Here is a 14,718-nt window from a genome sequence, read left to right as displayed (position 1 = left end):
CGGGGTCTGCGGAGCAGAGTTCGGGGGGCCGTGGGTCTCGATACGCCCCTGCGGGGCTACTCGACCAGCATGGATCTGAGGGGCTACTCGACCGGCGCGGGGGCCGGCGTCACCCGGAGCCAGACGAACTGCAGCGGGGCGAGGCGGAAGCCCTCGCGCAGGTCGACGGCGATCTCGGTCACCAGGTCGAGCGCCTCCGGGGCGAAGCCGCCGAAGCGCTCGGGCGCGATCTCCTGCGCCTCCTCCGACACGTTCGCCAGGACGAGCACCGCCTCGCCGTCGCCGGGGCGCTGGTAGCCGAGCACGTGGTCGTTGACCGGGTCGAAGACCGTGAGCGCGTTGCCCGCGAAGAGATCGGTCTGCTTGCGGATCGCGATCAGGTGCAGCAGCCCGCCGAAGATCTCCGCCGCGTCGGCGCCCGGGGCCTCGCGCTCGGCGTAGCGGGCCTCGGGCCGGCGCGGCCGGTTCACCCAGCGCGAGTCGCCCGCGGTGGCCGGGTCGTCGAGGTAGGAGTGGTCGTTCAGCTGGCCGACCTCGTCGCCGAGGTAGAGCAGCGGCAGACCACCGGTGCTGAGGGCGATCGAGTGCGCGAGCAGCACCCGGTCGATCCCGTAGGGGTCGCCCGCCTCGACTCCCGCGAGCGACGCGGTGGTGCCCGAGACCCGGCGGTCGCCGGTGCGCGGATTCTCCTGGAACGGCACGCCGCGGGCGAAGCTGCCCTCGAAGCGGTCGGTGTAGAAGTCGTTGAGGAAGCGCCGGTGCCCGGCCGCGTCGATGCCGAGCTCGGCCGCGTCCTCGTCCGCGAAGGTCCAGCCGATGTCGTCGTGCCCGCGCACGTAGTTGACCCAGGCCGTCCCAGCGGGCAGCGCGTGCCGGCGCTCGAGCGCCTGGGCGAGCAGCCGGACGTCGCGGGTCGCGAGAGCCTCCCACGTCAGCGCCATCTGCAGCGGGTTGTAGGAGAGCTGGCACTCCTCGAGGTCGATGTACTCGATCACCTCGTCGGGGTGCACGATCGCCTCCGACTTGAACAGCAGCGACGGGGCGGCCAGTCGGCAGACCTCGTTGAAGGCGCGCAGCAGCAGGTGCGCCTCCGGCTGCGACTCGCAGGTCGTGCCGAGCTCCTTCCAGATGAAGGCGACCGCATCCATCCGCAGCGCGTCGACGCCCTGGTTGGCGAGGAAGAGCATCTCGCCCGCCATCGCGCGGAAGACCTCGGGGTTGGAGTAGTTCAGGTCCCACTGGTAGCGGTGGAAGGTCGCCCAGACCCAGCGGCCGTCCTCGAGCTGCACGAAGGAGCCGGGGTGGTCGTCGGGGAAGATCTCGCGCGTCGTCCGCTCGAACGCGTCGGGCAGCTCGCGGTCGGGCGCGATCCAGTAGTAGTCCTCGTACTGCTTCTCGCCGGCCAGCGCGCGGCGCGCCCATTCGTGCTCGTTCGAGGTGTGGTTGAAGACGAAGTCGACGACGAGGGCGATGCCGTGCTCGCGGAGCTCGGTCGCGAGCCCGCGCAGGTCGTCCATGTCGCCCAGGTCGGGCCGCACGCGGCGGTAGCTCGAGACGGCGTAGCCGCCGTCTGACTCCCCCTCCGGCGCGTCGAAGACCGGCATCAGGTGCAGGTAGTTCAGTCCGATCTGGCGGAGGTAGGGGATCTCGGCGCGAAGCCCCTCGAGGTCGCCGGCGTAGCGGTCGACGTAGCAGACGCCGCCCAGGGCCCGGTTGGAGAGGAACCAGTCGGGGTGCTGCCCGCGGGCACGATCGAGCGCGCGGAGGTCCTCCGGCCGCTCCTGCCAGGACGTCGCGGCGAGCTCGACGAGGGCGACGAGCTGCTCGACGAGATCGTCGCGCCGCGCGTAGACGACGGACAGCAGATCGACCAGCCGCGGGAGGCGGGCGTCGAGCCGCGCCTGGAACTCGGGATCGGCGACCGCGCCGCCGAGCGCGTCGACCCGCGAGCGCACCGCCCGGAGCAGATCGGCGGAGACCAGGTCGTCGGAGATCAGGTCGTCGGAGATCAGGTCGTCTGAGGCCTGGTCGTCGGGGACCTGGTCGTCGGGGAGGGGCTCCGACCCGTCGAGCGCTGCACCGGGCAGCGCTGTCGTGGGGAGCTGCGTCGAATCGAACACCGTCGTCCTTCCGGAGGCACCACCGCCCGGCGGGGGCGGATTCCCCGATGCTAGACGATCGGGGGACGACCGGCGACCGTCATGCGCAGCAGCGTCCGGCCTGCCAGAATGCGGCGCTCCCCGGGGTCCGCGGCCCAGCCCTCGCGCCAGCCGGCGAACCAGGCGCGCAGCGCCGGGCGGTCGCTGCGCCAGCGCAGGCACTGGATCGCGGTCCAGGACGCGACGTAGGCGAGGGCGAGCGGAGCGGGCAGCGAGCGGCGGGCGAGCCAGACCCGGTTGCGCGCGTTCAGGCGGTAGTAGTCGGCGTGCCGGGTCTGCTGGATCACCGGATGCTGGGCGACGAGCTCGCCCGCGTACCAGGTGCTGCGCCCGGTGTCCCAGACCCGCCAGGCCAGCTCGATGCCCTCGTGCGCGTAGAAGAACGGGTCGGCCCAGCCGCCCGTCTGCTCGAAGACGTCGCGGCGCAGCACGACCGCGCCCTCCCAGACCGAGAAGACCGGTCCGGAGCGGCGGGGGTCGCCCTTGAGGATGCGCGGGGTCCAGCGCCGCGGAGCCGGGGTCCCGTCGACGCTGTCGACCCGCGGCTGCACCATCCCGATCCGCCGCGGCGAGGCGAGCAGCGCGATCGCGTCGCGGAGGAAGGCGGGCGACGGGACCCGCGCGTCGTCGTCGAGGAAGAACAGGTACTCCCCCGCCACGGCGGGGACGCCGGCGTTGCGGCCGGCCGGGATGCCGAGGTTCTCCGGCAGGGCGAGGCCGCGCACCCCCTCCGGCAGTCCCTCCGGGACCCACCCGTTGCCGACGCAGACGACGTCGAGCTCGACGCCCTCCTGGGCGAGGACGCTCGCGAGCCCGGCCGCGAGATCCTCGGGGCGGGTGCCCCGGGTCAGCACGACGACGCCGACGCGCGGCACGACGGCCGCCTCAGGACCGGACACGCTTGGACGCCATGATCGCGACGAAGTGGCCGACGAGCGCGAGCACCGAGAGCGGGAGCAGCGCCGAGACCAGCACGCGATCGGCCGTGCCCGCACCGACGACGAGGCCGACGAGACTCGCCGCGAAGGCCAGCATCGTCAGCTCGACCGAGTGGTAGAGGCGGTGGAACGGCACGAATCGCGCGGCGCTGCGCAGGCGCGCGATTCCCGAGGAGGACGGCGCCGCCTCCCCCTTGGTGTCGGCGAGCTTCGTCAGCCCCGCGTTCGCCCTGGCCACGTGCACCATGTCGTTGAGTGCCTTGTTGAGCACGATCACCAGCGCCAGCGCGAGCCCGATCGAGGTCCAGAGGAAGTCCTCCGGGGCGTCGAAGGGGATCCCCGCGGCGCGCAGGCCCAGCGCGATCGGGATGAGCGACTCGGTCGTGTAGTGGCCGACCTTGTCGAGGAAGACGCCGGCGGGCGAGGAGGTCCGGCGCCAGCGCGCGACCTCGCCGTCGCAGCAGTCGACGAGCATCTGCAGCTGACCCAGGATCAGCGCGAGCGCCGCCCCCGCTACCCCGGGGATGAGCAGGGCGGCGGCCGCGCTCCAGCCGACGAGGATCATCAGCCCGGTGACCCCGTTCGCCGAGATCGAGGTGCGCAGCAGCAGCCAGGTCAGGTACGGCGAGAACCGGCGGAGGTAGAGCGACGCCGTCCAGTGCTCCGCGTTCCGGCGCCCGCGGACCTCGGGCGGCTGGGCGACGGCGCGGAGCTCGGCGATCGAGCGCGGTCGGGCGGTGCTGGTCATGCGTTCCCCGGGGTCTCGGTGGCGGCCTGGTGGCGGTGCGCCGCGATGTTGCTGGTGAGGCCGGCGAAGCCGAGCACGAAGCCCGTGCCCCAGGCGACGTGGACGGCGGGGATCACGACGAGGAACCAGAGCATCGAGCGCGGTCCGTCGGCGCGGGCGACGGCGACGGTCGCGGCCGCGACCAGCAGCAGGTAGCCGACCGGCACGACGAGCCCGAGCAGCAGCCAGGGAGCGGCGCCGAGCAGCGCCTGCACGAGTCCGGCGACACCGCAGAGCAGACCGAGCGCGAGAAGCGCCACCAGGACGGGGGGTGCGAAGTAGCGCAGCGAGCGCGAGGCCGGGAAGAGGCGGGTCAGCTCGCCGCGCCACATCCCGGTGGAGAGGAACTGCCGCAGCAGCGCCCGCAGCGAGGGGCGCGGCCGGTAGGTGACGGTGAGCCGCGGTGTGAACCAGACCACTCCGCCCGCCTCGCGCAGCCGGCGGTTCAGCTCCCAGTCCTGACCGCGCTTGAAGCGCTCGTCGAAGAGCCCGGCGCGCTCGAGGGCGCTGCGGCGGAAGACGCCGAGGTAGACGGTGTCGGCCGGGCCCTCCTCGCCGCCGACGTGGTGCGGGGTGCCGCCGAGGCCGATCCGCGAGCCGTAGGCCCGGGCGACGGCGCGCTGGAACGGCGTCAGCCCCTCGGCCGCCATCACTCCCCCGACGTTCGCGGCGCCGGAGCGGCGCAGCGCCTCGACGGCGACCCGCGCGTACTCGGGTGGCAGCACGGAGTGGGCGTCCACGCGGACGACGACCGGGTGCCGCGACGCCCGGATGGCGGCGTTCAGCCCGGCCGGCGTCGAGCCGACGGGGTTGGCCACCACGCGGATCCGCTCGTCGGCGGCGCTGAGACCGGCGACGAGCTCCTCGGTGCCGTCGATGCTGGGCGCCAGTGCGAGGACGATGTCGAACGGCCCGGTGTAGTCCTGCGCGAGCAGCGAGTCGACGGCCGCGCGCACGTGGGTGACCTCGTTGAGGACGGGCATCACGTAGGAGACGCCGGGCAGAGCGGCGAGGTCGTCCGTCGGGATCTCGGGCTGCATCGGGATCTCGGGCTGCATGGGTCCAGTTCGTGAGGCGGGCCGGTCGTCCGGGCCGGACGCGGGCGCCCCACACTACCAGCGGGCCGCGCCCCGCCGGCCGGACGCGGAGCAGCCCCCGGGGACGGGTCCCCGGGGGCTGCTCGACACTGACCGACGGCTCAGCTGGTCGCCATCGTGCCGAGCGTGACGTCGACCTCGAAGGCCGCGCCGCCGCGCACGTAGGTGACGCTGACGTCGGCGCCCGCGGCCTGCGCGCGCACCTGGGCGGTGAGGTCGGAGGCGCTCGTGATGGGCGTGTCGCCGACCTTGGTGACGATGTCGCCCGCCGCGAGACCGGCGGCCTGGGCGGCTCCGCCGCTGGTCACCTCCTGGATCCTCGCGCCGAGCACGTCCTGCGTCGAGTCCGAGACGCTCGCGCCGAGGAGGCCGTGGGTGGCCGATCCGTTCGCGATGATCTCCTTCGCGACGCGCTCGGCGATCGCGCTGGGGACCGCGAAGCCGACGCCGATGTTGCCGGACTGGCCGCTCGATCCGGAGGACTGCCCCGCGCTCGCGATCGCCACGTTGACGCCGATCAGCTCGCCGTCGCTGTCGAGCAGCGCGCCGCCCGAGTTGCCCGGGTTGATCGCCGCGTCGGTCTGGATGACCGGCAGCGAGATGGTGCTGGTCGCCTGGGTCGGCGTCGTCTGGCCGGGGATGTCGAAGTTGAACGGGCTGTCGGTGCTGCCGCTCGAGCTGTCGCCCGAGTCGTCCGGGGCGGCGGAGGACGCGACCTGGATGCTGCGGTTCAGCGCGCTCACGATGCCGTCGGTGACGGTGCCGGAGAGGCCGAGCGGTGCGCCGATCGCCACGGCGGTGTCGCCGACGTTGACCTCGGAGGAGTCGGCGAACGTGATCGGGGTGAGATCGGTCGCGCCGGTCAGCTTGATCACGGCGAGGTCGAGCGTCGGGTCGGTGCCGACGATCGTCGCGGCGAAGATCCGGCCGTCCTCGGTGGTGACGGAGACCGAGCCGTCCGAGATCTGACCGTCGAGGGTGACGACGTGGGTGTTGGTGAGGACGTAGCCGTCCTTGGAGAGCACGATGCCCGAGCCGGTGCCGGCGGAGGAGCTGCCGCTGACGGCGATGGTCACGACGCTCGGCGTGGCCTTCGCGGCGACGGCGGTCGCGGTGGTCGCGTCCTCCGCGTTGTTCACGGTGATGGTCTGCGAGCCGCCGGAGGAGACCACGCGGGTGCCGGCTCCGTTCGAGGCGGACCAGAGGCCGAAGACGCCGGCTCCCGCGACGCCGCCGACGACGGCGCCGATGGCGAGGGCGGCGATCACGCCGACTCCGGCGCGGCGCTTCACGGTGGTCGTGCCGACCGGGGGCTGCCCGCTGCCGAAGGAGCCGTGCTCGCCGACGGGCGGCTGCTCGGTGCTCTGCACGGTGTGCGCGGCCGGCGGGGCGAACTGGCCGTAGCGGGGAGCCGGGGCGACGGGCTGCGCCTGGTTGCCCTCCGCCGAGTTCGAGGTGTACGGGGGCTGCGGCGCGGTGGCGCCGGGCAGCGGGAGGGTGGGGTGCTGGACCTCGCCGGACTCCGTCGGGGTGCTGCGGTCCTCCGGCGTGCGGGGATCCTCCGGCTGACGGGGACCGTCGTGACTCTCGGTCATGGGTGGTGCTCCTTCCAAGCGGGGATAGCTTGACCATCGAACCTGTGCGTTCCTTATGACGGGCCTGCGAGCGCCACGCCAATGATCCTCGGTGCGCGGGAGCGGGGCGCAGCCGCCAGACTGAGCGGGTGAGCATCCCCGGATCCTGGACCCGCGCCGCCGCCGGCGCCGGCCTTCTCGGCCCGAGCGGCGAGGTCGCCGCCACCGTCTTCAGCGAGATGAGCGCACTCGCCGCGCGGACCGGCGCGATCAACCTCGGCCAGGGCTTCCCGGACGAGGACGGCCCGGCCGAGGTGCTCGAGGCGGCGCGAGCGGCCATCTCGGCGGGTCTCAACCAGTACCCGCCGGGCCCCGGCTTCCCGGTGCTGCGCGAGGCGGTCTCCGTGCACCAGCGCCGCTTCTACGGTCTCGAGGTCGACCCGGACGGCGAGGTGCTGGTCACCACCGGCGCCACGGAGGCCCTCGCGGCGACGCTGCTCGCGCTCCTCGAGCCAGGCGACGAGGTCGTCACCTTCACTCCGCACTACGACGCCTACGGCGCCCTCATCGCGCTGGCCGGCGGCAGGCACCGCACGGTCCCGCTGCGCGGCCCCGCCTTCACGGTCGACCACGACGAGCTGGAGGCAGCCGTCACCGACCGGACGCGCGTCATCCTGGTCAACGACCCGCACAATCCGACGGGCTCGGTCCTGCCGGCCGAGACCCGCGAGCTGATCGTCCGCCTCGCCCACCGGCACGACGCGCTGATCGTCACCGACGAGGTCTACGAGCACCTGCGCTTCGACGGCCCGCACGTGCCGATCGCGACGCTGCCGGGCGCCCGGGAGCGCACGCTCACCGTCTCGTCGGCCGGCAAGACCTTCAGCACCACCGGCTGGAAGATCGGCTGGATCTCCGGGCCGCGCGAGCTGATCACGGCGGTGCTCGCGGTGAAGCAGTTCCTCACCTACGTGAGCGGCTCGCCGTTCCAGGGCGCGGTCGCCGTGGGGCTCGGCCTCGGCGACTCCTTCTTCAGCGGGATCGCCGCGACGCTGGAGCGCAAGCGCGACATCCTCTCGGCGGGTCTCGCCGCGGCGGGCTTCGCCGTGTCGCCGTCGGCGGGCTCGTACTTCGTCGTCGCCGACGCGGCCCCGCTCGGCTACGCGGACGGGGTCGCCCTCTGCCGCGCCCTGCCGGAGCTCGCGGGAGTGGTGGCGGTGCCGGTGTCGGCGTTCTGCACCGCGGCCGACGCGGCGCCGTACCGCTCGCTCCTCCGGTTCGCGTTCTGCAAGCGCTTCGAGGTGCTCGACAGCGCCGCCGAGCGGCTAGCGGGACTCGCGCGCCGCGGCTGACCGGCGGCCGGCCCGCACGGGACGGACCTCGAAGCGCCGGAGCGCGAGCGCGGGGTTCTTCTCGCGGGCGGCGGCGATCCGCTCCTGCGAGAGCCAGGCGACGGCCACGTCCTCCACCTCGCCGAGCGTCACGAGCTCGACGCCCATCGGGTCGACGATCATGCTGGTGCCCACGCCGATCGGCGGGGTCTGGCCGGCCGCGACCAGGTAGATCGTGTTCTCCAGGGCCCGGGCCGTGACGAGGGTGCGCCAGTGCGCCTCCTTGAGCGGGCCGCGCACCCACTCGGCGGGAGCGGCGACGACGTCGGCGCCCGCGTCGACGAGCCAGCGGGTCACCTCGGGGAAGCGGAGGTCGTAGCAGGTCTGCAGGCCGACGACGAGGCCGCCGACCTGGAACGTCTGCGGCACGCCGATCTCGCCGGGAGCGACCCAGTCCGACTCGGTCTGGCCGAACGCGTCGTAGAGGTGCAGCTTGCGGTAGCTGGCGACGACGGTGCCCGCCGGATCGACGGCGACGAGCGTGTTCGCGATGCGGCGGCCGTCGTCGACGGACTCGACCATGCCCGCGACGAGATGGACGCCCAGCTCGCCGGCGATCGCGCCCAGGCCATGCACGAACTCGCCGTCGAGCGCCTCCCCCGCGGCCACGAGCTCGGGGCCGAGCGGATCGACGAAGAAGGAGCTGTACTCCGGGAGCACCACGAGGCTCGCGCCGCGCCCCGCTGCCACGGCGGCGAGGCGGTGGATGGTCGCCAGATTCGCGTCGCGGTCCGCGGTCGGGGCGAACTGGGCGACGCCGAAGCCGACGGAGCCGCCGACGGGTGCAGCGGCCTTGCGGGCCGCCGCTCTGCGCTGGGCCGGCATCAGCTCGGCGGGTAGAGGAAGAGCGGGACGCTCGAGGCGGCGACCGTGCGCGTGTGGTACGCGTGGTCGTTGCCCCAGTTGTACTCCTCGAGCGAGACCGTGCCGTCGGCGTTCACCGACTGGACGTAGGCGACGTGGTTGCCGTTGAACCAGGCGACGCTGCCGGGAACGGGGGTGCTGCTCGTCTCCCAGCCGTGCGAGGCCCACTGGCCGGCCCAGGCGTAGGCACTGCCGCCGCCGGGGGTCAGGTTGCCCCAGGTCCACTTGAACGGCGCGCCGGTCGAGCCCTGATCGCGGTTGAGGCGCCAGGCGACGAAGTCGACGCACTCGCGGTAGTAGTAGCGCAGCGGCGAGAGCCCGCCGCCCTGGTCGTCGGTGAGCGCGTCGCGCCAGGGGTAGTCGTCGCCCTCCTCGCGCGGGGTGACGGAGGTGCTCGAGCCGGCCGAGCGGCTCGCGGCGGTGGAGCCGGAGGAGGTGCCGGCGGCGGTGTTCGCGGCCTCCTCGGCGGCGGCGGCGGCCGCTGCCGCGGCATCGGCGGCGGCCTTCTCGGCGGCGGCGGCGAGGGCGCGGGCCTGGGCGGCGGCCTCGTCGAGCTGCTCCTGCGTCGGCGCGGTGAAGGAGTCGCGGATGACCTGCTCCTGCACGGCGGTGGACGCGACGGTGAGCTTCTGGTTGCCGAGCGCCTGGATGCGGGCGGCGGCCTCGATCGCGGCCTGCGAGTCGGGCGCCGGGTCGAACGAGTAGGCGGGCAGCGCCATGACGGCGACCATGCCGGCGATCGCGGCGACGGCCACGGTGCTGACCGTGGCGCGCAGGGCGCGGCCGGGGCGGCGGCGGACGGGCGGCACGGTCGCGAGGACGGGGGTCTTCACGGCGACGGGCGCCGTGGGGACCGGCCGGGTGCGGGGAGCGACTCGTGGCGCCTGCGCGGCCGACTCGGCGACCCGGCGGCTGCGCCGGGTCGGGTGGACCTCTCCGCTCGCGGACCCGTCCCGGGTCGCTCCTGCGGTCTCGTCCACCTGTTCGTCCGTCACACCAGCACCCTTCGCATCCCGGTCGAGGATAGCGTGCGGCCCGGCCCGACACACCGACCGACTCGGGCAGTCGTGGGTCTCGAGACGCCCTGCGGGCTGCTCGACCAGCAGGCAGCTGCAGGCACTCCGCATCGTGCTGAGCGAACGCCCGCGCAGCGGGCGCTCCCTGCTGATGGAGGGGCCCACGCAGCGGGCGCTCCCTGCTGATCCAGCAGCCCACACGGCTGGCGCTCTCTGCTGATCGAGTAGCCCGCGCAGCGAGCGCTCCTTGCTGATCGAGTAGCCCGCGCAGCGGGCGTATCGAGATCCACCCGTCACGACTGCGCGCCGACATGGACGATGCGAGGTCGGCGTGACGAGTCGCCGCAGGTTCGGCGGTCGTGGGTCTCGATACGCCCTGCGGGCTACTCGACCAGCAGGCAGGGCGGCCCGCTGAGCGGGACCGTCCTGCTGATCACGCAACGCGCCGAGCGAGCCCGTCCTGCTGATCGAATGGCCCGCGGAGCGGGCGTCTCGAGATCCGCAGGCGCCGGAGGCCACGACTGCGCGGCTGCGCGGCTATTCGACCGGCGGGTGGGCGGAGTAGCGTCGCGCGCGAGACGTGGCGACGGCGCTGCGCGGACAGGAGTGGGGTCATGATCCGGAGCGAGCGGGCCTTCAGCGGGTTCAGTGTGCGGGACGTGGAGGCGGCGAGGGCGTTCTACGGTGACGTGCTCGGGCTGGAGGTGTCGATCAACGCCATGGGGATCCTCGACATCGCCCTGCCGGGTGGCGGGAGCGCGATCGCGTATCCGAAGCCGAGCCACGTGCCGGCGGAGTTCACGATCCTGAACTTCGCGGTCGAGGACGTCGACGCGGCGGTCGCGGCGCTGAACGAGTCGGGAGTGGTCACGAAGATCTACTCCGACAGCGAGATGCCGACCGACGAGAACGGCGTGATGCGCGGGCGGGGCCCGACGATCGCCTGGTTCCGCGATCCCTCCGACAACGTGCTGAGCGTCATCGACGCCGCCTCCTAGGGTCGGCACAGAGGGCCGGCACAGAGGGCCGTTAACGACGAAAGCCGGCCGCTTTCGCGACCGGCTTCCGTCTTCTTGTTGCGGGGGCAGGATTTGAACCTACGACCTCTGGGTTATGAGCCCAGCGAGCTACCGAACTGCTCCACCCCGCGGCACAAGAAGAGACACTACACGCGGTTCAGGAGCGATGCAAATCGAACGGGCATCCGGAGCAGGCAGTGCCGTGTCGAGCGGCTCAGACGAGCTTCGTCGCCGTCCACGCGACGCCGTCGAGAGCACCCGCGGCGACCTCGAGACCGGTCGCCCGAAGAGCGTCCGCGACGTCTTCCGCCGATCGCTTCCAGGTGTGCACCGCCGGATCGTCGATGCGCGGACCCGCCTGCGCGCCGATCACCGCGGTTCCACCCGGTGCGACGAACCACTCGACGATGCGCGCCCACTCCCCGAGGTCGGGGAGCCAGGCGACCGCATCCAGGGTCGTCACGACGGCATCGAAGGCGTCGGGCTCGGGCAGCATGTGCCGCAGCTCGTAGACGTTCGCGCAGACGAAGCGGGTGCGCTCGGCGAGTCCGCGCTCCGTCGCCGCCTGCCGGGCGAGCCGGATCGCCGGCATCGAGAAATCGACGCCGATGACGTCCTCCCCCCGCTCGGCCAGCAGGAGCGCGTCCTCCCCGGCACCGCACTGCAGGCGCAGGACCCGCGCCCCGGCCGGCACCGCCGAGCCGAACGCCCGAAGGGGCGCGCCGTCGCCGGCACGCCCCTCCCAGTACTCCCGGTTCGGATCGAGCCACTGACCTGAGCGCAGGTGCTCGCCTCGATCGACCTGGACCATCGGCCTACTGCTGCCCCTCGGCCGCCAGCGCCCGCTGGAGCGCCTCGGTGAGCTGCTCGTCGGCCGCCGCGAAGGCGGTCAGGTCGCCGGCCCGCAGCGCGGTCTCGCGAGCCGCGAGAGCAGTGCTGGCGTCGCTCAGCGCGGCCTGCAGCTCGGTCTGGTCACCCGTCGGAGTCGTGCCACCGGTGCCCGTGTCGCCCGTGCCGGTGTCCGTTCCCGGGTCCGCCGTGTCGGTCGGCGTCGGGGTCGGAGTGACGACCGTACCGGTGTCGCCCGCATCCGCTCCCGAGTCGCCGCCGAAGAGGCTGTCGAGGGCGGCGTCGAGGGTGTCCTCGAAGGCGATGTCGTCACCGAACGCGACCAGCACCTTCTGCAGGAGCGGGAAGCTCGTGTCGCCGTTCGAGCTGACGTAGATCGGCTGCACGTAGAGCAGTCCGCCGCCGACCGGGAGGGTGAGCAGGTTGCCGCGGGTGACGTTGGTGTCACCGCGCTGCAGCAGTGCGAGCTGGTTCGCGACCGTCGGGTCGGTGTTGAACGCGTTCTGCACCTGGCCGGGGCCGGGCACCGTGTCGTCGCTCGGCAGCTCGAGCAGCCGGAGCGTGCCGTAGCCGTCGGCGATCGCACCCTCCGTCGACCCCGCGTCCGAGTCGGCGACCAGGTAGCCGGTGAGCACGTTGCGGCTCGCCTGGCTGCCGGGTGTGCTCGCCGGGATGTACGTTGAGTACAGCGAGTAGGACGGCGTCTCGACGTCGGGCGTCTGCAGCGTCAGGTAGTACGGCGGCTGCAGGGTGTCGCCGGTGACCGGTGCGGTGGTCGTGCCGCCGCTGGTCGGGTCGTTGGGCGTCGACCAGGCGGCCTCGCGGGAGTAGAACGAGCCGGCGTCGGTGACGTGGTAGGTGCCGAGCACGGCGCGCTGGACCTTGAAGAGGTCCTCCGGGTAGCGGACGTGGCTGAGGAGCTCGCCGGACATCGCGCTGATGGGCTCGACGGTGCTCGGGAAGATCTTCTGCCAGGTCTGCAGGATCGGGTCCTCGGTGTCCCAGGCGTAGAGCGTGACGCTGCCGTCGTAGGCGTCGACCGTCGCCTTGACCGAGTTGCGGATGTAGTTCACGTCGTCGGTCGGGAACTGCTGCTGGGTGTTGGTGTCGGCGATCGCCTGCGAGAGGCTCTGCACCTCCGAGTACGGGTAGTCCGCGGAGGTGGTGTAGCCGTCGACCACCCAGACCACGCGGCCGTCGACGACGGTCGGGTAGGCGTCCGAGTCGAGGGTCAGGTACGGGGCGACCTTCTGCACGCGCTGCACGGGGTCGCGGTCGTAGAGGATCTGCGACTGATCGTTCACGCCGTCCGAGAGGAAGATCTGCTCGGACTGGAACTTGATCGCGTAGACGAGCTTCTTGAAGACGTTGTCCAGCGAGGGGCCGCCGTTGCCGTCGAAGGTCGTGTACGTCTGCTGCTCGCCCTCGGTGCCCGACGGGTAGTCGAGCTCGATGTTGCGGTCGTCGTCGCCGCCGACGATCGAGTAGCCGGGCGAGTTCTCGCCGAAGTAGATCCGCGGCTCGTAGTCACCGAGGTCACCGGTCGTCGGGACGCCGGACTCGATGAAGACGGGCTCGCCGTCGGCCGAGCGCTGGTTGCCGTAGGCGGCGACCAGGCCGTAGCCGTGGGTGTAGACGAGCGTCTGGTTGTACCAGGTCTGGTTCGTGCCGAGGCCGTTGAGGTTGAGCTCGCGGACGCCGACCACGGCGTCCTGCGTGGAGCCGTCGATCGAGTAGCGGTCGACGTCGAGCGCGTTCTGCTGGTCGCCGAAGGAGTAGTACTGGCGGAACTGCTGCAGCTGCGAGAACGCGTCGGTGACGACCGCGGGGTCGAGGATGCGGATGTTCGCCGTGGTCTCCGCGTCGGAGCGCAGCGCGCCCGGCTCGGCGTCCGTCGTCGCGTCGTACGGGATGACCTCGACGTCCGAGACGCCGTAGGCCTGCCGGGTCATGTCGATGTTGTCCTGGATGTACGTCGACTCGAGCTCGCGCTCGTTCGGGTCGACCTGGAACTTCTGCACGACCCACGGGTAGAGCGAGCCGACGAGCAGGCTCGCGACGATGAGGAGCGCCGTGCCGATGACGGGCAGGCGCCAGCGGCCGATGAAGGCCGTGACGATGAAGAGCACGGCGATCAGCGCGGAGATCGCGGCGAGGATCTGCAGTCCGGGGATCGTCGCGTTCACGGAGGCGTAGGTCGCTCCGGTGATCCGGGGGCCCTGGCGGCTGAGGGTCGCGTACTGGTCGAGCCAGAGGCTGACCGCCTGCACGAGGAGGTAGAGCGCGGCGATGATCGCGAGCTGGATGCGCGAGGACTTCGAGATCCGCACCTCGCGGCCGTTGATCCGGATCGCACCGTAGAGGTAGCCGGTGGCCAGGGTGGCGAGCGCCGAGATGATGAGGACGGCCGAGGCGAACCCGACGATGCTCTGGTAGAAGGGCAGCTCGAAGAGGTAGAAGGACGTGTCGAGGCCGAACAGCGGGTCGACGTCGCCCGAGGGCGTGCGGTTCCAGAAGGTCAGGCTCGTCTGCCAGCGCGTGGACGAGGAGACGCCGGCGAAGAGGCCGAGGACGGCCGGGATGCCGAAGGTCGCGAGGCGGCGCAGCGGCTCGACGACCTGCTGGTAGCGGTCGATCTGCGAGTTCAGCTTCGCGTAGACCGGGCGCAGCCGGTACGCCAGGGTCAGGCTGATGAAGACCGGGACGGCCATCGCGACGAAGCCGACGGCGAAGAGGCCGCCCGCGGCGAACCACTGCGTCGTGAGCACCGAGAGGAAGCCGAGCTGGTCGTACCAGAGGATGTCGGTGTAGAGACCGGCGAAGACGAAGAACGCCACCACCAGAACGGCGACCACCACCACGGTGACGGCGAGAACGCTCCGTCTCTTGCGCGGCGGGGCTTCGGTTGCTGCAGAACTCACGGATAAGCCTCTTGCTGTAGAGATGTGACGGGAGGGCTCCCATGGTAGGCGACGACCACGGAGGGGACCTGAGCGTCGCCCTCAGGGAGCGGGGGCGCGGCTC

11 protein-coding genes and 1 tRNA gene are annotated in these 14,718 nt (G+C 72.4%); 2 read left to right on the top strand and 10 right to left on the bottom strand.

Translation table 11 applies throughout. The features are described 5' to 3' along the window. Window positions 1–83: 83 nt before the first annotated feature. The 5 genes from GSU72_RS05915 to GSU72_RS05895 form a co-directional block, all read right to left on the bottom strand. Window positions 84–1,955 (bottom strand): amylosucrase, encoded by a 1,872-nt coding sequence (locus GSU72_RS05915; RefSeq protein ID WP_244256090.1) that lies wholly within the window; start codon window positions 1,953–1,955, stop codon window positions 84–86. 215 nt (window positions 1,956–2,170) lie between these two features. Next, window positions 2,171–3,058 (bottom strand): glycosyltransferase, encoded by an 888-nt coding sequence (locus GSU72_RS05910; protein WP_159984211.1) that lies wholly within the window; start codon window positions 3,056–3,058, stop codon window positions 2,171–2,173. Beyond that, on the bottom strand, window positions 3,045–3,845 hold the full coding sequence (locus tag GSU72_RS05905) for a CDP-alcohol phosphatidyltransferase family protein (RefSeq protein ID WP_159984210.1): 801 nt from the start codon (window positions 3,843–3,845) through the stop codon (window positions 3,045–3,047). The genes GSU72_RS05910 and GSU72_RS05905 overlap by 14 nt, the downstream gene beginning before the upstream one ends. Then, a complete protein-coding gene (locus tag GSU72_RS05900) occupies window positions 3,842–4,942 on the bottom strand; it encodes a glycosyltransferase family 2 protein (RefSeq protein ID WP_244256000.1) in 1,101 nt (366 codons plus the stop codon). Before GSU72_RS05900 ends, GSU72_RS05905 begins: the two co-directional genes overlap by 4 nt. A gap of 140 nt (window positions 4,943–5,082) precedes the next feature. Further along, window positions 5,083–6,576 (bottom strand): trypsin-like peptidase domain-containing protein, encoded by a 1,494-nt coding sequence (locus GSU72_RS05895; protein WP_159984209.1) that lies wholly within the window; start codon window positions 6,574–6,576, stop codon window positions 5,083–5,085. A gap of 128 nt (window positions 6,577–6,704) precedes the next feature. On the opposite strand from GSU72_RS05895, the gene GSU72_RS05890 reads away from it, so the two are divergent. Then, window positions 6,705–7,907 carry an aminotransferase class I/II-fold pyridoxal phosphate-dependent enzyme gene (locus tag GSU72_RS05890; protein WP_159984208.1) on the top strand — a complete coding sequence of 401 codons (1,203 nt, stop codon included), beginning with the start codon at window positions 6,705–6,707 and terminating at the stop codon, window positions 7,905–7,907. Here the strand turns inward: GSU72_RS05890 and GSU72_RS05885 are convergent. Continuing rightward, the gene (locus GSU72_RS05885) at window positions 7,881–8,771 is read right to left on the bottom strand and encodes a carbon-nitrogen hydrolase family protein (RefSeq protein ID WP_159984207.1); all 891 of its coding nucleotides are present in this window, start codon (window positions 8,769–8,771) and stop codon (window positions 7,881–7,883) included. The genes GSU72_RS05890 and GSU72_RS05885 overlap by 27 nt on opposite strands. Then, a complete protein-coding gene (locus tag GSU72_RS05880; RefSeq protein WP_159984206.1) occupies window positions 8,771–9,805 on the bottom strand; it encodes a CHAP domain-containing protein in 1,035 nt (344 codons plus the stop codon). Before GSU72_RS05880 ends, GSU72_RS05885 begins: the two co-directional genes overlap by 1 nt. Before the next feature lie 635 nt (window positions 9,806–10,440). On the opposite strand from GSU72_RS05880, the gene GSU72_RS05875 reads away from it, so the two are divergent. Further along, window positions 10,441–10,824, top strand: coding sequence for a VOC family protein (locus GSU72_RS05875; protein ID WP_159984205.1), 384 nt, complete (start codon window positions 10,441–10,443; stop codon window positions 10,822–10,824). 78 nt (window positions 10,825–10,902) lie between these two features. Here GSU72_RS05875 and GSU72_RS05870 read toward each other — a convergent pair. The 3 genes from GSU72_RS05870 to GSU72_RS05860 all read right to left on the bottom strand — a co-directional run bounded on the left by GSU72_RS05870 (window position 10,903) and on the right by GSU72_RS05860 (window position 14,615). Continuing rightward, window positions 10,903–10,976 (bottom strand) — tRNA-Met (locus tag GSU72_RS05870). An 83-nt stretch (window positions 10,977–11,059) separates the two neighbouring features. Further along, the gene (locus tag GSU72_RS05865) at window positions 11,060–11,656 is read right to left on the bottom strand and encodes a class I SAM-dependent methyltransferase (protein WP_159984204.1); all 597 of its coding nucleotides are present in this window, start codon (window positions 11,654–11,656) and stop codon (window positions 11,060–11,062) included. Between the two features lie 4 nt (window positions 11,657–11,660). Further along, window positions 11,661–14,615: a UPF0182 family protein gene (locus GSU72_RS05860; protein WP_244255999.1), complete on the bottom strand. Its 2,955-nt coding sequence runs from the start codon at window positions 14,613–14,615 to the stop codon at window positions 11,661–11,663. Between the last annotated feature and the right edge of the window lie 103 nt (window positions 14,616–14,718).

The sequence above is a fragment of the Rathayibacter sp. VKM Ac-2760 genome (assembly GCF_009834185.1).
In the GTDB taxonomy this organism is placed as follows: Bacteria; Actinomycetota; Actinomycetes; order Actinomycetales; family Microbacteriaceae; genus Rathayibacter.
This window is presented reverse-complemented; position numbering and strand designations above follow the sequence as displayed.